This is a genomic window from Thermocatellispora tengchongensis (assembly GCF_014202315.1).
Taxonomy (GTDB): Bacteria; Actinomycetota; Actinomycetes; order Streptosporangiales; family Streptosporangiaceae; genus Thermocatellispora; species Thermocatellispora tengchongensis.
This window is the reverse complement of the sequence record NZ_JACHGN010000018.1, coordinates 68,421-89,698: the sequence shown is the minus strand read 5'-3', so window position 1 is coordinate 89,698 and position 21,278 is coordinate 68,421. Positions and strand designations below refer to the sequence as shown.

At 75.4% G+C, this 21,278-nt stretch carries 1 protein-coding gene; it reads right to left on the bottom strand.

Going from position 1 to position 21,278, the window contains the following annotated elements; all coding sequences use genetic code 11:
* Positions 1–21: 21 nt before the first annotated feature.
* Positions 22–21,273: a type I polyketide synthase gene (locus HNP84_RS53955; protein ID WP_185054384.1), complete on the bottom strand. Its 21,252-nt coding sequence runs from the start codon at positions 21,271–21,273 to the stop codon at positions 22–24.
* Positions 21,274–21,278: the final 5 nt, after the last annotated feature.

Here is a 21,278-nt window from a genome sequence, read left to right as displayed (position 1 = left end):
GAGTGATCCGGGCTCGGGGCGTCAGAGGAGATCTTCGGAGCCGGCGCGGTCGCGGGCGATCCTGATCAGATCGGCGACATCCATGTCCTCGATGCTCACGGATTCTTCATCCGGTTCCGGTGCATCTTCTGGGACCTTGGCCAGTTCGAGGATGGATTCGAGCAGTCCGGCGCTTCTCAGCAGGCTGAGCGGAACGGACGAAAGGATCTTTCTGACTTCGGCCTCTTCGGTATTCTCGGTGCCACTTTCGCCTATCGACGGGAGGAGTTCCGACTTCAGATACCGGGCCAGCCCCTCGGGGGTCGGATAGTCGAAGATCAGCGTGGCGGGCAGCCGCTGACCGGTGGCGGTGGACAGCCGGTTGCGCAGTTCGACCGCGGTGAGGGAGTCGAAACCCAGGTCTTGGAAGGCCTGCCTGGCGCCGATGGAGTCGGGGGACTCGTGTCCGAGCACCGTCGCGACCTCGGCCCGGACCAGGTCGGTCAGGATCCGGTCCTGCTCTCCCGGGGAAACGGCGGTCAACCGCTCGATCAACGGGCCGCGTGCCGCTCCCGGAACCTCGTCCTCCCCAGCGGCGGCCTCGCTGAGGACCCGGCGTACCTCGGGCAGGTCACCAAGCAGAGGACTGGATCGACGCAGGTTGAAGACCGGAACGAAACGCTCCCAGTCGATATCGGCGACCGTCACCGACCGCTCACCGCCGTCCAGCGTCGCGGCCAGCGCGGCGATTGCCCGATCCGGATCCATCGTCCGGATGCCCATCCGCTCCATCGCAGTCCTGGCATCCCCACCGGCCCGGGCGCCCATTCCGCCGCCGCCCCACAGGCCCCATGCCACCGACGTGGCCGCCAGACCACGCCCCTGGCGGTTCTCGGCCAGCCCATCGAGGTAGGCGTTGGCCGCGGCATAGGCCGACTGGTGCCCGCTGCCCCAGATGGCGGCGATCGAGGAGAACAACACGAACGCGTCCAGGTCGAGCCCGGCCGTCAGCTCGTCCAGATACGCCGCCCCGGCCGCCTTCGGCGCCAGCATCGCCTCCAGCTCCCGCGCCCCGGCGGCCTGCAACGCACCGCCCTGTTCCGCCCCGGCGGCGTGGAAGACCGCGCTCAGCGGCACATCACCGGCCCCGATCCAGGCCAGCAGCCCGGCCACCTGCGCCCGCTCGGCGGTGTCACAGGCGATCACCTCGGTCCGGGTTCCGGCCGCCGCCAGCTCGGCGGCCAGCGCGGCGACACCCGCCGCCGCCGGGCCCGACCTGCTGGACAGCACCACCCGCCTCGCACCGCGTCCAGACACCCATCGGGCCACCCGGCCACCGATCGCGCCGGTGCCGCCCGTCACCAGGACGGCGCCGCCAGGCGCCCACGGCCGGCCCGCGCCCGGCCGCCCACCCTGGACCAGACGGCGGGCCAGGATTCCCGAGTTCCGGATCGCCACCTGATCCTCACCGCACCCGGCGAGCACCGCGCCCAGCCGGGCCACGACGCGATCGGCCGGCTCCAGCGGCACATCGATCAGGCCACCCCACCGATCCGGGAACTCCAAAGCCGCCACCCGGCCCAGTCCCCACACCTGCGCCTGCACCGGACTGTGCACACTCTCCCCGGCACCGGTGGCCACCGCCCCCTGGGTCACCACCCACAACGGCGCGTCCACCCCCGCGTCCCCGAGCACCTGGATCAGCCCCTGAGTGGCGGCCAGACCGCCCGGCACCGACGGGAACCCTGGTATCGGGGCCTCCTCCAAGGCCAGCAGCGACAGCACCCCGCCGATCGGCCGCGCCGGGCCATCGGCCGTATAAAGGGCCTCCCCCGTCGCCGACCGGACCTCGCTCAGCCGGACACCCAGCGTCTCCCGGTCCACATCACCGGCACCGACCTCGACCTGAATCGCCGTCGCCCCCAGGCCGGTGAGCATCTGCACGCAGTCGCCTGCCAGGTCGAGGCCCGACGCACCGGTCACCACCAGCCAGGTTCCGGTCAGGGAGGCCGGTTCCGGGTCGGTGACCGGCGTCCAGGTGATCCGGTAGCGCCAGTCCGCGACCGCCGACGCCTCACGCTCCCGCTGCCGCCACGACGCCAGCACCGGCAGCACCTCACTGAACGGCCGTTCCGCGTCCACCTCCAGGGCGGCCGACAAACCGGCCAGATCACCCTGCTCGACCGCGGCCCAGAACTGCGACTCCGCCGCCGTTCCGCTCCCCGCCGTGATCTCGGCCGGGATCGTCACCGGCTCGGCCCAGAAGCGTTTGCGGGCGAAGGCGTAGGTCGGCAGATCGATCCGCCGTCCGGTGGGCAGGACGGCGGGCCAGTCCACGTCCACTCCCCGGATGTGGGCGCGGCCGAGCGCGGTCAGGACCGAGGCCGAGGCCGGCGTGCTGGGGCGGAGCATCGGGATGAAGTCCGGCTCGTCGCCCTGGTTCTCGTCGGGGAGGGTGAGCGCCGTCGATCCCATCGCGGAGAGGGTTCCGTCCGGGCCGATCTCGATGAACACCGAAACACCCAGCGCGGCCATCGCGTTCACCGCGTCCGCGAACCGGACCGGCTGCCGGGCCTGGGCCGCCCAGTATCCGGGCTCCGGGGCCGTGACCAGCTCACCCGTCAGGGCGCCCACCCACGGCACCGCCGGCTTGCGGTGCCGCAGACCGGCGGCCAGCTCGTCCAGTTCCGGCAGCACCGGGTCCATCCGGGCCGAGTGGAAGGCATGGCTCACCCGGAGCCGGCGCACCCGCCGGCCCCGCTCCCGCCACAGTTCCACCATCTCATCGACGGCGGCCGCATCGCCCGAGACGACCACCGACTGCGGCCCGTTCACCGCCGCCAGCGACAGCCCGGAAACGCCGTCCAGCTCGGCCAGGATCTCGGCCTCACTCGCCGCGATCGCCGCCATCGCCCCACCCAGTGGCAGCCCCTGCATCAGCCGGGCCCGGGTCGCCACCAGGCGGCACGCATCCTCCAGGCTCAGCACTCCGGCCGCGTACGCCGCCGCGAGTTCACCCACGGAATGACCGGCCACCACGTCCGGGACGATCCCGGCCGCGGCCAGGACGGCGACCAGGCCGACCTCCATCGCGAACAGGCCCGTCTGGGCGAAGACCGTCTGGTCGGCCCGGGCCGTGTTCACCGCGTCGCCCGCGGGCGAGGCGCCGTTCAGATCACGCACATCGGGGACGCTGAGGACGACGTCCCGGATGGCCACTCCGAGCTCGGCTTCCAGCACATCGACGACCCGATCGAACGCCGCCGCGAACACCGGGCTGGCCGCGTACAGTTTCTGGCCCATCCCCGCCCGCTGGGCCCCCTGCCCGGCGAACAGGAACCCGACGCGCCCCGCCCGGAGGGCCGGAACCTCGCCCGTGAGCACGTTGCCGGCCCGCTCGCCCGCGGCCAGTGCCATCGAACCCCACAGCAACTCGGCCATGTCCGCCCCCAGCACCACGGCCCGGTGCTCGAACACGGACCGGGTCGTGGCCAGCGACCAGCCCACGTCGACCGGGTCCAGGTCCCCGCCCTCGTGCACCCGCGCCGCCAGCCGCCGCGCCTGTCCGGCCAGGGCGTCCGGCGTGCGGGCCGAGAGCAGCCACGCCAGGGGGGCGTCGGCGAGCACCTCCGGCCGGTCGGCCGGCGCGCTCGCGGTGCCGTCCGGCGGCGTGTCCGCACGGTCGCCCGGCGCTTCCTCGATGATGAGGTGGGCGTTGGTGCCGCTGATCCCGAACGAGGACACACCGGCGCGGCGAGGACGCTCGCCCACCGGCCACGGCGTCGCCTCGGTCAGCAGCCGGGCCTCGCCCATGGTCCAGTCCACGTGCGGCGACGGCTCCTCCGCGTGCAGGGTGGGCGGCAGGATCTCGTTCTCCAGCGCCAGCACCATCTTGATCACACCGGCCACGCCGGCGGCGGCGCCGGTGTGCGCGATGTTCGACTTCACCGATCCCAGCCACACCGGCCGGCCCTCGGGCCGGTCCTGGCCGTAGGTGGCCAGCAGCGCCTGGGCCTCGATCGGGTCGCCGAGCACCGTGCCGGTGCCGTGCGCCTCGACCGCGTCCACGTCGCCCGTCCGCAGCCGGGCGTTGGCCAGGGCGGCCCGGATCACCCGCTGCTGGGACGGCCCGTTCGGCGCGGTGAGCCCGTTCGAGGCGCCGTCCTGGTTCACCGCGCTGCCGCGGATCACGGCCAGGACGCGGTGGCCGTTCCGCTGCGCGGCGGAGAGCCGTTCCAGCAGGATGATGGCGGCGCCCTCGCCCCAGCCGGTGCCGTCCGCCGACGCGCCGAAGGACTTGCAGCGCCCGTCGGAGGCGAGCCCGCCCTGGCGGGAGAACTCGGTGAACAGCCCCGGCGTCGCCATCACGGTGGCGCCGCCGGCCAGGGCGAGCGTGCACTCGCCCGACCGCAGCGCCTGGCAGGCCAGGTGGATGGCCACCAGGGAGGAGGAGCAGGCGGTGTCCACGGTCACCGCCGGGCCTTCCAGCCCGAGCGCGTAGGACACCCGGCCGGACATGACGCTGCTCGCGCTGCCGGTGATCCCGTAGCCCTCCTGACCGATGGCGTACCAGGACCCGCCGTAGCCGCCGGCGAAGACGCCGGTCGCGCTGCCCCGCAGGGTCGCCGGATCGATCCCGGCGCGTTCCAGGGCCTCCCAGGAGGTCTCCAGCAGCAGCCGCTGCTGCGGGTCCATGGTGAGCGCCTCTCGGGGGCTGATACCGAAGAACCCGGGGTCGAACTCGGCCGCGTCGTAGAGGAATCCGCCGAGCCGGGTGGTCGAGGCCGCGCCGTCGGAGCCGGCGGCGTAGACGGTCTCGACGTCCCAGCCCCGGTCCGTCGGGAATCCGGAGATGGCGTCGGTGCCGGTCCGCAGGAGTTCCCAGAAACGCTCCGGGGTGTCGGCGCCGCCGGGGAACCGGCAGCCGATGCCGACGATCGCGATCGGCTCGTCCGGCGCCGCCGCGGTCACGGCCGGCAGCTCGGGCCGGGCCCCTTGGCCGGGCCGGCCCTGCTGCTGCAGCTCGGTGCGCAGGTGGGCGGCCAGCACCGCCGGCGCCGGGTAGTCGAAGATCAGGGTCACCGGCAGTTTCAGCCCGGTGACGGCGGCCAGCCGGTTGCGCAGCTCGACGGCGGTCAGCGAGTCGAATCCGACGTCCCGGAACGCCCGGCCGGCCTCCATCATCTCGGCCGGGGCGTGGCCGAGCACGGCCGCGGCGTGGGCGCGGATCAGGTCGGTCAGCGTACGGTCCACCTCGGCCGGGGACAGGCCGGCGAGCTGCGCCCGCAGCGCCTCCCCTGCCGTCCCGCTCGCCGCGATCGGGCGGTTCGAGCCGCCGGACAGGGTCCGGAGCAGGGGCGGGACCAGGGCGTTGGTACCGGCCTGCGCGACCTGGGCCCGCAGGGCGGCCACGTTGAGCCGGGCAGGGACCAGCAGGGCGTCGCCCAGGGTCAGGGCGAGGTCCAGCAGCGCCAGCCCTTCCTCGGCGGACATCGCCCCGACGCCGCCGCGGGTCATCCGGTCGCGGTCGTTCGCGCTGAGGTGGCTGGTCAAGCCGCTGACGTCCGCCCACAGACCCCAGGCCAGCGAGACCGCGGTCAGACCGGCGCCACGGCGGTAGGCGGCCAGGGCGTCCAGGAAGGCGTTGCCGGCCGCGTAGTTGCCCTGCCCGGCGGCGCCGAACGTCGCCGCCGCGGAGGAGAACAGGGCGAAGAAGTCGAGGTCCAGCCCGGCGGTGAGCCGGTGCAGGTTCCAGGCGGCGTCCGCCTTGGGGCGCATCACGGCGTGGACGCGTTCGGCGGTCAGCGACGTGATGATGCCGTCGTCGAGCACGCCCGCGGTATGGACGACCCCCGTCAGCGGAGTGTGGGCCGGTATCCGGGCCAGCAGACCGGCCAGGGCGGCCGGATCGGCGACATCGCAGGAGACGACCTGCACGCCCGCCCCGGATTCGGCGAGACCGGCGGCGAGAGCGGCGACGCCGGCGGCCGACGGGCCGCTGCGGCCGGCCAAGAGCAGCCGGCTCGCGCGGCCGGTCACGGCCAGGTGCCGGGCGACCAGTCCGGCCAGGGTGCCGGTGCCGCCGGTGATCAGCACGGTCCCGGCCGGGTCGCGCGGCGGCTTCGCCGGGGCGGGGACGGCGGCCCGGCGGACGAGCCGGCGACCGTACCCGTGACCGGCGCGGATCGCCAGCTCCGGTTCGCCTGATCCGAGAGCGGCCGCGAGCACGCCGATCGCCGCGGCGGTCTCCGCCGGATCGGCGCTCTCGACGCCGTCGGTCGGATCGGCCGGCAGGTCGGCGAGGATCAGACGGCCGGGATTCTCCGACTGCGCGGAGCGGACCAGACCCCAGGCGGCGGCGGCCGGAAGGTCGGTGATCGCGTCGCCGGGCCTGGCTGCGACGGCCCCGCGGCTGACGATGACCAGCCGGGCCTCGTCCAGGGCGTCCAGCGCCAGCCACTGCTGGATCAGTTCCAGCACCTCGGCGGTGGTCCTGCGCGCGGCCTCGGCCGGGCCGGCTTCGCCCGCCGCCTCGGTGCCGCCGATGCAGGCCAGCACCAGTTCCAGGCCCGGCCGGCCCGGTACGCCGGTTCCGGCGGCTCCGGTTCCGGCGGCTTCGGTTTCGAGGGACTCGGTTTCCAGGGACTCGGTTTCCAGGGCTTCGACGAGCGCGGTGAGGTCGGCGTGGGCGTCGACGTCGACCCCGGCCGCGACCAGCGAGCGGGTGAGGTTCAGCCGGTCGTCGCCGATGACGGCCCAGCGGCCGGCCGAGGCGGCCACCGGAACCGGCACGGGGACCCAGTCCACGCCGAACATGGCGTCGCGCGCACGGGCGGCGCCGGTCCGCAGCCTGTCGGCCGGGACCGGCCGCAGCGTAAGGGATGTCACCGACACCACCGGGGCGCCGGTGGCGTCGACCGCGACCAGCGACACTCGTCCGTCGCCGGGCCGGGCGTCGGCGGGGCGGCTGAGCCGGGCCCGCAGCGTCGAGGCTCCGGCGGCGTGCAGGGTCATCTCGGTCCAGCCGGCCGGCAGGAGGATCTCGTCGGGACCAGCGCTCGGCCAGCCGTCGCCGGCGAGCGCGACCGCGTCCAGGATCGCGGCCGGCAGGGCCGGGTGCAGCCCGAACGTCGCCGCACTGGTCTCGTCGGGCAGGGCGACCTCGGCGAGGATGTCGTCCCCGTCGCGCCAGGCGGACCGGAGCGGGCCGTCCGCGGCGTCGTCGCCGCTGAGGAGCGGGATCGCACCGGCCGGCGGCCAGATGCCGTAGTCGCCGGACGGCGACGCGTCCCGGGCCGGGTCCAGCCGCCCCTGGGCGTACCGGGTCCAGGGGTCGTCGGTACGCGCGCGCCGGGCGTAGATCTCGACGGTCCGCTGCCCGTCGCCGTCGGGGCCGCCCACGGTGACCTGGACCTGCAGCGGCGCGCCGGCCTCGATCACCAGCGGCCCGGCCGCGGCGAGTTCGGCGATCCAAGGGCATCCGGCCTGGTACCCGGCCACGACCGCCAGCTCGGTGAGCACGGTCGCGGCCGCCGTGGGCTCGGCGAGCCAGGGCTGCTCGGCGAGGCTGAGGCGCCCGGTGATGACCAGCCCGTCGGCGTCGGCGAGTTCGACCGCGGCGCCGAGCAGCGGGTGGCCGACCGGGTCGAGCCCGGCGGAGCTGACGTCCACGGCGCCGGGCAGGGACGGCCGGTACCAGTACCGCTCGTGCTGGAAGGCGTAGGTCGGCAGGCTGATCCGGCGCGCGGTCGGGAGCACCTTGGCCCAATCGACGGCGACGCCGTGCGCGTGCACCTCGGCCAGGGCGGCCAGGACCCGGACCGGGCCGCCGTCGTCGCGCCGGAGGGTGCCGGTGACCACCCGGCCGCCCTGCGGCTCGGCAGGCTGGTCGGGGCCGGGGGCGTCGAGGGTGGCCTGGACGGCGGTGGTCAGCACCGGATGCGGGGAGGTCTCGACGAAGACCGTGTAGCCGGCGTCGCCCAGCACCTGGACGGCCTCGGCGAACTGGACCGGGGCGCGCAGGCTGGCGTACCAGTAGCCGGCGTCGGCCTCGATCCCCTCCAGGATCTCGCCGGTCATGGACGACGCCATCGGGATGCGTCCGGCCCGGGGGGTGATCGGCTCCAGCAGGGTGAGGATCTCCTCGCGGAGCTCCTCGACCTGGGGGCCGTGGGAGGCGTAGTCGACCGGGAGCCGGCGGGCCCGGACCCCGGCCGCCTCGCACTCGGCGGCGAGTTCGTCCAGGGCGTCCGGGTCGCCGGAGACGACGGTGGCGTCCGGGCCGTTGACCGCGGCGATGTCCACCCTGCCTTCGCGCGAGACCAGCCGGTCCGCGACCGCTTCGGCGGACTCGGCGAGCGAGAGCATGCCGCCGCGCCCGGACAGCGCGGTCAGCGCGCGGCTGCGCAGGGCCACGACCCTGGCGGCGTCCTCCAGGCTGAGGATCCCGGCCACGTACGCGGCGGCGATCTCGCCCTGGGAGTGCCCCAGCACGGCGTCCGGGTGCACCCCGGCGGCCTGCCACACCGCCGCCAGCGACACCATCACCGCCCACAGGGCGGGCTGGACGACATCGACCCGGTCCAGGCTCGGCGCGCCCTCCCGGCCGTGCAGCACGTCGTCCAGGGACCAGTCCACGTACGGAGCCAGCGCCTGACCGCACTCGGCCAGCCGCGCCGCGAACACCGGCGACGACTCCGCCAGCTCCCGGCCCATCCCGGCCCACTGCGAACCCTGGCCCGGGAACACGAACACCACGCGCCCGCCGCCGCCACCGGCCGGGACGGTCCCGGTCACGACCGCGGCCGACGGCAGGCCGGTCGCGACCGCCGTCAGCCCGGACAGCAGTTCCTCCCGGCTGTGCCCCAGGACGACGGCCCGGTGCTCGAACACCGATCGGGTCGTGGCCAGCGACCATCCGATGTCCGCGATGCCGGCGGCCTTGGCGGTCTCGTCGGCCCCGAGGAACTCGGTCAGCCGGGCCGCCTGCTCGGCCAGGGCGGCGGCGGTGCGCCCGGACACCAGCCAGGCGGTGCCGTCCGACACCACTGACGGTTCGGCCGGCTCGGGGTTCTCCGCCGGAAGGGCGGCCTCCTCGATGATGACGTGGGCGTTGGTGCCGCTCATCCCGAACGACGACACCCCGGCCCGGCGGGGGCGGTCGCTCACCGGCCACGGCCTGGCCTCGGCCAGGAGTCGGACGTCTCCGGCCTCCCAGTCGATGTTCTCCGCCGGCTCGTCCGCGTGCAGGCTGCGGGGCAGTTCCTGATGCCGCAGGGCCAGCACGATCTTCATCACCCCGGCCGCACCGGCCGCGCTCTGGGTGTGGCCGAGGTTGGACTTCACCGAACCGAGCCACAGCGGCCGGTCCTCGGGCCGGTTCTGCCCGTAGGTGGCCAGCAGCGCCTGCGCCTCGATCGGGTCGCCGAGCACCGTGCCGGTGCCGTGCGCCTCCACCACGTCGATGTCCGTGGCCGTCAACTTGGCGTTGGCCAGGGCGGCGCGGATCACCCGCTGCTGGGACGGGCCGTTCGGCGCGGTCAGGCCGCTGGACGCGCCGTCCTGGTTCACCGCGCTGCCCCGGATCACGGCCAGCACCGGATGCCCGTTACGCCGCGCGTCCGACAACCGCTCCAGCACGATCATCCCGGCGCCCTCGGCCATGCCCATGCCGTCGGCGTGGGCCGAGAACGCCTTGCACCGCCCGTCCTGGGCCAGGCCGCGCTGACGCGAGAACCCGACCAGCGCCCCCGGCGTCGCCATGATGGTCACCCCACCGGCCAGGGCCAGCGAGCACTCCCCCGCCCGCAGCGCCTGCGCCGCCAGGTGCAGGGCGACCAACGAGGAGGAGCAGGCCGTGTCGACGGTGACCGCCGGGCCTTCCAGGCCGAGGGTGTAGGAGACGCGCCCGGAGATGACGCTGGTCGAGGCGCCGGTCATCAGGTGTCCCTCGGAACCGCCCCCGCCGGACGCGCCGTAACCCCACGACGAACCGCCGGCGAAGACCCCGGTGTGCGACCCGCGCAGGCTGAGCGGGTCGATCCCGGCCCGTTCCAGCGCCTCCCACGAGACCTCCAGCAGCAGGCGCTGCTGCGGGTCCATCGCCTGGGCCTCGCGAGGGCTGATCCCGAAGAAGCCGGCGTCGAACTCGGCCGCGTCGTGCACGAACCCGCCCGAGCGGGCGTAGGACGTGCCGGTCTTCTCCGGGTCGGGGTCGTAGAGGGCGTCGAGATCCCAGCCGCGGTCGCCGGGCAGGTGCGTGATCGCGTCCTCGCCGGCGGAGAGCAGCCGCCACAGTCCTTCGGGGTCGTGGATGCCGCCGGGGAAGCGGCAGCCCATCCCCACGATGGCGATCGGTTCTCCCGTCGCGGGCGCGCTGATCGCCGGGACGGACGCGTCCTGCACCAGGACGCCGAGCAGTTCGGCTCCCAGGTGCCCGGCCAGGACGGTCGCGGTCGGGTAGTCGAAGACGAGGGTGGCCGGCAGCCGCAGCCCGGTGGCCTCGTTCAGCCGGTTGCGCAGCTCGACCGCGGTGAGCGAGTCGAACCCCATGTCGCCGAACGCCCGGCCGGGCTCGATCGCATCGGGTGACGCGTGCCCCAGCACGGCCGCGACATGGGTGCGGACCAGATGGAGCAGCATCCGGTCGCGTTCGGCCACCGGCACCCGGGCGAGCTGCTGCCGCAACGCGCTGGACCCGGCGCCCGAGTTCACCGCCGACGTCACCCCGGCGCGGATCGGGCCGGCCAGCCCGTGCAGCAGCGGCGGCAGGCTTCCACCGCGCGCGGCCACCGCCCGCAGTCCGGCGACGTCCAGCCGGAACGGCACGAGCAGCGGCTCGTCCCGGGTGAGGGCCAGGTCGAACACGGCCAGGCCCTCCTCGGCACCCAGCTCGGCGGTCCCGCCGCCGGTGGCCCGGGCCAGCAGGCCCTTGCTCAGGTTCCGGCCGATCCCGGCCCCGGCGACCCACGCTCCCCAGGCCAGCGACAGGCCGGGCAGCCCGGCCGCCCGGCGGTGGGCGGCCAGGCCGTCCAGGAACGCGTTGCCGGCCGCGTAGTTGCCCTGGCCGCCGCTGCCGAACGTGGCCGCGGCCGAGGAGAACAGGACGAACAGGTCCAGGCCGAACCCCTCGGTCAGCTCGTGCAGGATCCAGGCCGCGTCGGTCTTGGGGCGCATCACGGCATCGACGCGCTCCGGGGTCAACGACCCGATCACGCCGTCGTCGACGATCCCGGCGGTGTGGACGACGCCGGTCAGCGGGTACGCCGCGGGGAGGCCGGCCAGGAGCCCGGCCATGGCGGCACGGTCGGCGGCGTCGGCGGCCACGACGTGGACGTCGGCGCCCGCCTCGGCGATGCCGGCGGCCACGGCGGCCGCACCGGAGGCCGCCGGGCCGGAACGGCTGACCAGCAGCAGGTGCCGCGCCCGGCCCGTCGCGGCCAGATGCCGGGCGGTCAGGGCGGCCAGCGTGCCGGTACCACCGGTGATGAGCACCGCGCCCGGAGTCCGCTCCGATCCGGCCGCGCTGGATTCGCCGGAGTCCGTCGAGCCGGCAAGGGCGGCCGGGCGGACGAGGCGGCGTCCGTAGCCGCGCTGATCCCGGACGGCCAGTTCCGGTTCGCCGGCGCCGAGCGCACCGATCACGCTCGCCCAATCCGGGTTCTCACCGCTGGGCAGATCGACCAGCACGATGCGGCCGGGGTTCTCCGACTGCGCCGACCGCACCAGGCCCCAGACCGCCGCGGCGCCCAGGTCGGTCACGTCCTCACCGGGCCGGGCCGCGACCGCGCCGCGGGTGACGACGACCAGGCGGCCGTCGGCGAGCGGCTCCAGGGTCAGCCACCGCTGGAGCAGGGCCAGGACCTCGTTGGTCAGGTGCCGGGCCGTCCGCCCCGGATCGGAACCATCGATCTCGCCGGTGCCGGCGGGGAGAAGCAGCACCTCGGGGATCGGGTCACCGGAATCGGTCAGCGCGGTCAGGTCCGGGTACGCGGCCGGCTCCATTCCGGCCGCGGCCAGGCCCTCGGTCAGGCCGAGACGATCGGGGCCGACCACGGCGCACCGCCCGGCCGCCGCCGGTTTCGCGGCCGGGAGCGGGACCCACTCCACGCCGAACAGCGCGTCCCGTACGGCATCGCCTGCTCCCGGCGCCGCCACCGGCCGCAGCACCAGCGAGCCGACGGAGACGACCGGCGTCCCGGCGCCGTCCACGGCCAGCAGCGACACCGCGCCGGTCGCGTCCTGCCGCAGCCGGGCCCGCAGCATCGTCGCGCCCGCCGCGTACAGCGACACGTCCGACCAGGCGAACGGCATCCGCGGGCCGGCGTCGGCCGGGGAGGTCAGCCAGACCGCTTGCAGCGCGGCGTCGAGCACGGCCGGGTGCAGGCCGAAGGCCGCCGTGTTCGTGCCGGTCCCGTCGGGCAGGGCCACTTCGGCGAAGACGTCGCCGCCGCGCTGCCAGGCGGCGCTCAGTCCCCGGAACGCCGGGCCGAAGCCCTGCCCGGCCGCCTCCAGCGCGTCGTACAGACCGTCCACCGCGAGCGGAGTGGCGCCTTCCGGCGGCCAGGCGGCGAAATCGGCCGTGTCCAGGCCGGCCGCCGGCCCGGACGGGCCCACCCGCCCGGCGGCATGCCGGGTCCAGCCCGTGCCGGCGTCCTGCGGCCGGGCGAAGATCTCCACATCCCGCAGGCCGTCCTGGTCCGGGCCGCTCACGGTGACCTGGACCTGGACCTCCTCCTCGGGGAGCAGGATCAGCGGGGCGGCCAGGGTCAGCTCATCGATCCGGGTGCACCCGGCGAGGTGACCGGCCACCACGGCCAGCTCCACGTAACCCGTTCCGGGGAAGAACGCGGTCCCGCCCAGAACGTGATCGGCCAGCCACGGCTGGGTCCGGGCCGACAGCCGTCCGGTGATCACCAGGCCGTCGCCGTCGGCCAGCTCGACCGCCGCGCCGAGCAGCGCGTGACCGACCGAGTCCAGACCGGCCGAGCGCAGATCCCCGGCGCCCGCCGCCGGCGGCGAGGGCCAGAACCGCTGATGCTGGAACGCGTAGGTGGGCAGGTCGATCCGGGCTCCGCGGGCCAGAACCGCGGGCCAGTCCACGGCGACCCCGCGGACGTGGACCTCGGCCAGGGAGGCCAGCATCCGCGCGGCGCCGCCGTCGTCACGGCGCAACGTCCCGGCCACGACGGGCGCCGAGGTGGACCGGGCTTCGCCGCGGGTGCCGGCCATGCTCTCCAGGGTGGCGCCGATGGCCGCGGTCAGGACCGGGTGGGCCGACACCTCGATGAAGACCCCGTACCCGCCCTGGCGCAGCACCCTGACGGCGCGGTCGAACCGGACGGACGCGCGCAGGCTGGCGTACCAGTAGTCCGCGTCGGCCTCGGGTCCGGCCAGGTGCTCGCCGGTCATCGCCGACACCATCGGCAGGGTGGCCGGCCGCGGGGCGATCCCGGACAGCACGCGCAGGACCTCGTCCCGGATCTCGTCCACCTGCGGGCCGTGCGAGGCGTAGTCCACCGGCAGGATCCGGGCGCGGACGCCGTCACGCTCGCACTCGTCCCGCAACCGCCGCAACGCGCCGGGGTCGCCGGAGACGACGGTCGCGTCCGGGCCGTTGACGGCCGCGATCGCGACCTGGCCGCCGTGTGACGCCAGGCGGGCCTGAACCAGCTCGGCGGGCTCGGCGATCGAGAGCATGCCGCCGCGGCCGGACAGCGCGGTCAGCGCCTGGCTGCGCAGTGCCACGACCTTGGCGGCGTCGTCCAGGGTGAGGATTCCGGCGACGACGGCGGCGGCGATCTCGCCCTGGCTGTGACCGACGACGGCGTCCGGCCGCACCCCGGCGGCCTGCCAGACCTCGGCCAGCGACACCATCACCGCCCACAGCGCGGGCTGGACGACGTCCACACGGTCCAGGCCGGGCGCGCCCTCGCCACCGGCCAGGACCTCGCTCAGCGACCACTCGACGTACGGGCTCAGCGCCTGCTCGCACTCGGCCAGGCGGGCGGCGAAGACCGGGCTGGTCCGGGCCAGTTCCCGGCCCATTCCGGCCCACTGCGAGCCCTGGCCGGGGAAGACGAACACGGTCGGGCCGGGGGTGGCGGCCACGCCGGTGATCAGGCCGGCGGCCGGGTGGCCGGCGGCGAGCGCGGACAGGCCGCTCAGCAGCTCGTCGCGGGTGCCGCCGAGGACGACGGCGCGGTGCTCGAAGGTGGACCGGGTGGTGGCCAGGGACCAGCCGACATCGGCCGGGGTCGCCTCCGGGGCGGCGCCGACGCGGGCGGCCAGGCGCTCGGCCTGGGCGGCCAGGCCGGCCTGGGTCTGGGCGGAGACGAGCCACGCGGCCGGCGGGGCCGGGGCGTCGTCATCGCCGCCGGTCACGGTGTCGTACGCGATCACGGCCGGGCCGGGTGCCGGGGCCGGCGTGGGCGCGGCGGCCGGGGCCGGCGGGTCCTGGATGATCATGTGGGCGTTGGTGCCGCTGATGCCGAAGGAGGAGATCCCGGCCCGGCGGGGGCGGCCGTTCGCCGGCCAGGGCACCGGCTCGGTGAGGAGCCGGATGTCCCCCATGCTCCAGTCGATGTGCGGGGACGGTTCTGCGGCGTGCAGGGTGACCGGCAGCTCGCCGTGCTGCAGGGCGAGGACCATCTTCATCACCCCGGCCACGCCGGCGGCCTGCTGGGCGTGACCGATGTTCGACTTCACCGAGCCCAGCCACAGCGGCCGGCCCTCGGGACGGTCCTGGCCGTAGGTGGCCAGCAGGGCCTGTGCCTCGATCGGGTCGCCCAGGGTCGTTCCCGTGCCGTGCGCCTCGACGGCGTCCACGTCGGCGGCGGACAGACCCGCGGTGGCCAGGGCGGCCCGGATCACCCGCTGCTGGGACAGGCCGTTCGGCGCGGTCAGCCCGTTGGAGGCGCCGTCCTGGTTGATCGCGCTGCCGGCCAGCACGGCCAGGACCGGGTGCCCGTTGCGGCGGGCATCGGACAGCCGTTCCAGGACGACCATGCCGGAGCCCTCGCCGAGCCCCATCCCGTCGGCGTCGGCGGAGAACGCCTTGGACCGGCCGTCGGCGGCGAGTGCCCCCTGCTGGGAGAAGCTGAGGAACTCGGCCGCGTCGACCATGACCATCACACCGCCGGCCAGGGCCAGCGAGCACTCCCCCGTCCGCAGCGCGGTGGCGGCCAGGTGCAGGGCCACCAGGGACGACGAGCAGGCCGTGTCCACCGTCACCGCAGGGCCCTCCAGGCCGAGGGTGTAGGAGACGCGCCCGGAGATCACGCTGGGGATGTTCCCGGTGAGCAGGTGCCCCTCGGCGCCGTCGCCGGTGACGCCCAGGGCCGAGTATCCGGACGCGGCGGCGCCGACGAAGACGCCGGTCATCGTGCCGCGCAGCGAGGCCGGGTCGATCCCGGCGTGTTCGAGCGCCTCCCAGGAGGTCTCCAGCAGCAGCCGCTGCTGCGGGTCCATGGCGATGGCCTCGCGCGGGCTGATCCGGAAGAACGCGGGGTCGAAATCGCCGGCGCCCTCGATGAACCCGCCCTCGTTGGTGTAGGAGGTGCCGGGGTTGTCGGGGTCGGGGTCGTAGAGGGCGGCGGTGTCCCAGCCCCGGTCGGCGGGGAACCGCGAGATCGTGTCCGTGCCGGTGCTGAGCATCCGCCACATGTCGTCGGGGCTGTTGACGCCGCCGGGGAACCGGCAGCCCATGCCGACGATGGCGACCGGATCGCCGGTCACCGCGGCCACCGCGGCCGGGGCGGCCGCGGGCCCGACGCCGGCCAGCCGGTCGCCGATGTGGCGGCTCAGGGCGCGCGGGGTGGGGTGGTCGAAGACGAGGGTGGCGGGCAGCCGCAGGCCGGTGGCCGCGTTCAGCCGGTTGCGCAGCTCGACGGCGGTGAGGGAGTCGAAGCCGAGTTCGGCGAAGGTCCGGCTCGGCTCGATCGCGTCCGGGGAGGCGTGCCTGAGCACGGCGGTGACGTGGGTGCGGACGAGCTCGCCCACGATCCGGTCGCGTTCCGCCGCCGGCACCCGGGCCAGTCGCTGGTGCAGCGCGCTGGACCCGGCGGTGTTCACGGCCGCACCCGGGCGGATCGGCCCGGCCAGTCCGTGCAGCAGCGGCGGCACCGCTCCACCGCGGGCGGCCGCGGCCCGGAGCGCGGCGACGTCCAGCCGGAACGGGACCAGCACCGGCTCGTCCCGGCCCATGGCCAGGTCGAGCAGGGCCAGCCCTTCCTCGGCCCCCAGCTCGGCGGCGCCGTCGCCGGTGGCGCGGGCCAGCCGGGCACCGCTCAGGTTCCGGCCGATCCCGGCTCCGGTGACCCACGATCCCCAGGCCAGCGACAGGCCGCTGCGGCCGGTGGCCCGGCGATGGGCGGCCAGCCCGTCCAGGAACGCGTTGCCGGCCGTGTAGTTGCCCTGTCCGGGCCCGCCGAAGGTGGCGGCGGCCGAGGAGAACAGGACGAAGAAGTCCAGGTCGTGGCCCTCGGTCAGCTCGTGCAGGATCCAGGCCGGATCGGTCTTCGGCCGCATCACCGCCTCGACGCGTCCGGGGGTGAGTGATCCGATCACGCCGTCGTCGATGATCCCGGCGGTGTGCACGACGCCGGTCAGCGGATGCGTGCCGGGGAGCGCCGCCAGCAGTCCGGCCACGGACGCGCGATCGGCGACGTCGGCCGCGGCGATCCGCACGTCGGCGCCGGCCTCGGCGAGGCCGGCGGCCAAGGCGGCGGCCCCGGAGGCGGCCGGGCCGGAGCGGCTGACCAGCAGCAGGCGCCGGGCGCGGCCGGTGGCCGCGAGGTGCCGGGCGGTCAGGCCGGCCAGCGTGCCCGTACCGCCGGTGATCAGGACGGTGCCGGGGACCCGCTCGGCCGCATCGGGCTCGCCGGACGGCTCCGTGGCCGGCGGGACGGCGGCCGGGCGGACCAGGCGGCGTCCGTGGGCGCGCTGATCCCGGATCGCCAGCTCCGGTTCCGCGGAACCGAGCGCACCGGCGAGCACCCCCACCGAGAGCGGGCTCACGGCCGTGCCGTCTTGTGGGCTCTCGCCCGTGCCCTCTTGGGGGCTCTCGCCCGTGCCCTCTTGAGAGCTTTCGCCCGTGCCCTCTTGTGGGCTCTCGCCCGTGTGCTCCCCGGCGGGCAGATCGACCAGGACGAACCGGTCCGGGTTCTCCGACTGCGCCGACCGCAGCAGGCCCCAGACCGCCGCCGCCCCCAGGTCGGCCACGTCCTCGCCCGGCAGGGCGGCGACGGCGCCGCGGGTGACGACGACCAGGCGGCTGTCGAGCAGCGGCTCCGACGTCAGCCAGTGCTGCGCCAGCTCCAGCGCCTCGACGGTGAGCCGCCGGGCCTCCTGCGCCGGGTCGCCGTCGGCGGTCCGGGCGCTCTCGATCCCGGCCAGCACGACCTCGGGTACGGGGTCGCCGGACTCGGCCGCCGCGGCGAGCGAGGCCATGTCCGGATAGATGGCGAGTTCCACCCCGGCCTCGGCCAGCGCCGCGGCCAGACCGAGGGAGTCGGCGCCGACGACGCCCCAGCGTCCGACCGGAGCCGCCGACACCGGAACCGGGACCCACTCCACGCCGAACAGCGCGTCGCGCGGCGCGTGTCCGGCCGTCCGCGCCGGGGACGCCACCGGCCGCAGCTCCAGCGAGCCGACGGAGACGACCGGCGTCCCGGCGCCGTCCACGGCCAGCAGCGACACCGCGCCGGTCGGGTCCTGCCGCAGACGGGCCCGCAGCATCGTCGCGCCCGCCGCGTACAGCGAGACGTCCGACCACAGGAAGGGCATGTGCGGGACGGCGCCGGCATCGGGCCGCTGGGTCAGCCAGGCCGCCTGCAGCGCCGCGTCCAGGACGGCCGGGTGCAGGCCGAAGGCCGCTGCGCTGGTGGCGGCCTGCTCCGGGAGCGCCACCTCGGCGAAGACGTCCTCGCCGCGTCGCCAGACCGCGGTCAACCCCTGAAACGCCGGGCCGAAGTCCTGTCCGGCCTCCGCCAGCGCCTCGTACAGGCCGTCGAGCGGGATCGGATCGGCGTCCTGCGGCGGCCAGACCGCGAAGTCAGCGGTGTCCGAATCGGCCGGTGCCACCGCGGCGACCCGTCCGGCCGCGTGCCGGGTCCACTCGCCCCCGGCGTCCGCCGGCCGGGCGAAGATCTCCACCCCGCGCAGGCCGTCCTGGTCCGGGCCGCTCACGGTGACCTGGATCTGCACCTCCTCGTCGGGGAGGAGCACCAACGGGGCGGCCAGGGTCAGCTCGTCGATCCGGGTGCAGCCGACCAGGTAGCCGGCGACGACGGCCAGCTCCACATAGCCGCTCCCGGGGAAGAACGCCGTGCCGCCGACCATGTGATCGCCCAGCCACGGCTGGGCGCGCACCGACAACCGCCCGGTCAGGACCAGGCCGTCGCCGTCGGCCAGTTCCACCGCGGCGCCGAGCAGCGGATGGCCGACCGGGTTCAGGCCGGCCGACCGCAGATCCCCCACGCCTCCGGACAGCGACGACGGCCAGAACCGCTGACGCTGGAACGCGTAGGTCGGCAGGGCGACCCGGGCTCCGGTGGGCAGGACGGTGGTCCAGTCCACGGGGACGCCGTGGACGTGGACCTCGGCCAGCGACGCCAGCAGCCGGGCCGGGCCGCCGTCGTCCCGCCGCAGCGTCCCGGTCACCACCGGCGCGGCGCCCTCGGGCCCGCCAAGGCCCTCCAGGGTGGCGGCCATCGCCGCCGTCAGCACCGGATGCGGCGAGACCTCGATGAACACCCCGTACCCGTCACGGGCCAGACGCTCGACACCGCGGCTGAACTGAACCGTGGCGCGCAGGCTCTGGTACCAGTACTCCGGGCCCGCCTCCCCGCCATCGAGGTAGTCGCCGGTCATCCCGGAGACGATCGGGATCGCCGCCGGGCCGGGGGTGATGCCGTCCAGGACGGCCAGGACCTCGTCCCGGATGCCCTCCACCTGCGGGCCGTGCGGCGCGTAGTCCATCGGCACGAACCGGGCCCGCACCCCATCACGCTCACACTCGGCCGCCAACGCCTGCAAAGCGTCCACCGCACCCGACACCGTGACGGCCTCCGGCCCGTTCACCGTCGCCACCGACACCCGCCCGTCCCCGCCACGCAGCCGGGCCTCCACGGCCTCCAGCGACGCGGCGATCGACAGCACGCCGCCCCGGCCGGCCATCGCCATCATCGCCTGACCACGACGCGCCACGACCCGCGCGCCGTCGGACAGGGACAGCACCCCGGCCACACACGCGGCCGCGATCTCCCCCTGACTGTGACCGATCACCGCATCCGGACGGACACCCGCCGCCTCCCACACCGCCGCCAGCGAGACCATCACCGCCCACAACGCCGGATGCACCACATCGATCCGCGACAGACCCGGAGCACCGGGACCGGCGGCCAGAACCTCGGCCAGATCCCAGTCCACAAACGGAGCCAACGCCCGCCCGCACTCCGCCAGCCGCGCCGCGAACACCGGACTCGTCCGGGCCAGCTCCTGACCCATGCCGACCCACTGGCCACCCTGACCGGGGAAGACGAACACCTTCCGGCCGGGGCTGCCCCCGGCCGGGATCGCGCCGCTGACCAGACCGGCCGCCGGTGCGCCGGCGGCGAGCGCGTTCAGGCCGGCGGTCAGTTCGTCGCGGCCGGCGCCGATGACGACGGCGCGGTGCTCGAACAGGGAGCGGGTGGTGGCCAGCGACCAGCCGATGTCCGCGGGGTCCGGGCCGGTCGTCCTGGCGCCGAACTCGGCCAGCCGGGTGGCCTGGGCGGCCAGTGCGGCGGCCGTCCGGGCGGACACCAGCCAGGCCGTGTCCGGGCCGGTGAGGACCTTCGGCTTCGGCTCATCGGTCACGGGGGCTGCCTCGCCGCCCGCGTCCGCGGGGCTGTCGCCGGCCGCCTCGTCCGGGGCCTCCTCGACGATGAGGTGGGCGTTGGTGCCGCTGATGCCGAAGGCGGAGATCCCGGCCCGGCGCGGCCGGGTCCTGCCCGTGGCGTCGTCCGCGCCGGGCTCCCAGGGCCGGGGGTCGGTGAGCAACCGGACCTCGCCGGCCGTCCAGTCCACCCGGGGCGTGGGTTCGTTGACGTGCAAGGTGCGGGGCAACCGCCGGTGCCGCAGGGCCTGCACCATCTTGATCAGGCCGGCGGCCCCGGCGGCGGCTCCGGTGTGGCCGATGTTGGACTTCACCGAGCCGAGCCAGAGCGGCCGGTCCGCGGGCCGGTCGCGACCGTAGGTGGCCAGGATGGCCTGGGCCTCGATCGGGTCGCCGAGCACGGTGCCGGTGCCGTGCGCCTCGACCGCGTCCACCTCGGACGGGGACAGGCGGGCGTTGGACAGCGCGGCGCGGATGACCCGCTGCTGGGCCGGGCCGTTGGGGGCGGACAGGCCGTTGCTGGCGCCGTCCTGGTTGACGGCGCTGCCGCGGATCACGGCCAGCACCTGGTGACCGTTGCGGCGCGCGTCGTCGAGGCGTTCCAGCAGGAACATCCCGGCGCCCTCGCTCCAGCCGACGCCGTCGGCGGCACCGGCGAAGGCCTTGCAGCGCCCGTCCGCGGCCAGGCCGCCCTGCTCGGCGAAGTCGGCGAAGGAGTCGGGGTTGGCCAGGACGGTCACGGCGCCGGCCAGCGCCATCGAGCACTCCTGCGAGCGCAGCGACTGGCAGGCCAGGTGGAGGGCGACCAGCGCCGACGAGCAGGCCGTGTCCACGGTCACCGCCGGGCCCTCCAGGCCCAGCGTGTACGCGATCCGGCCGGAGATCACGGCGGTCAGGCCGCCGGTGAGCATGTACCCCTCTGTGCCCTCGATGCCGGCCACGCTCACGCCGTACCCGGAGTTGGTGCCGCCCGCGAAGACACCGGTCTTCGACCCGCGCAGGCCGGCCGGGTCGATCCCGGCGTGCTCGATGGTCTCCCAGGCGACTTCGAGCAGCATCCGCTGCTGCGGGTCCATGGCCAGGGCCTCACGCGGGCTGATGCCGAAGAAGCCGGGGTCGAACCGCGGCGCGTCCTGGACGAACCCGCCGGCCTTGACGTACTTGGTCTCCGTGCCCGCGACGACGGCCTCCCAGCCGCGGTCGTCGGGGAACTCGCTGATCGCGTCGCCGCCGGCGGCCACCAGGTCCCACAGTTCCTCCGGGTTGTTCACCCCGCCCGGAAACCGGCAGCCCATGCCCACGATCGCGATCGGCGCCCAGGTCGAGGCGGTCAACTGCCGGTTGCGCCGGCGAAGCCGCTCCGTTTCCTTCAGGGAGGCCCGCAGGGCGTCGAGAACCTTGTCCGCCGGCATGGTCATTTCGA

Coding starts and splice junctions, on each gene's coding strand:
- HNP84_RS53955 (WP_185054384.1), bottom strand. CDS start 21,273: ATGACCATGCCGGCGGACAAGGTTCTCGACGCCCTGCGGGCCTCCCTG.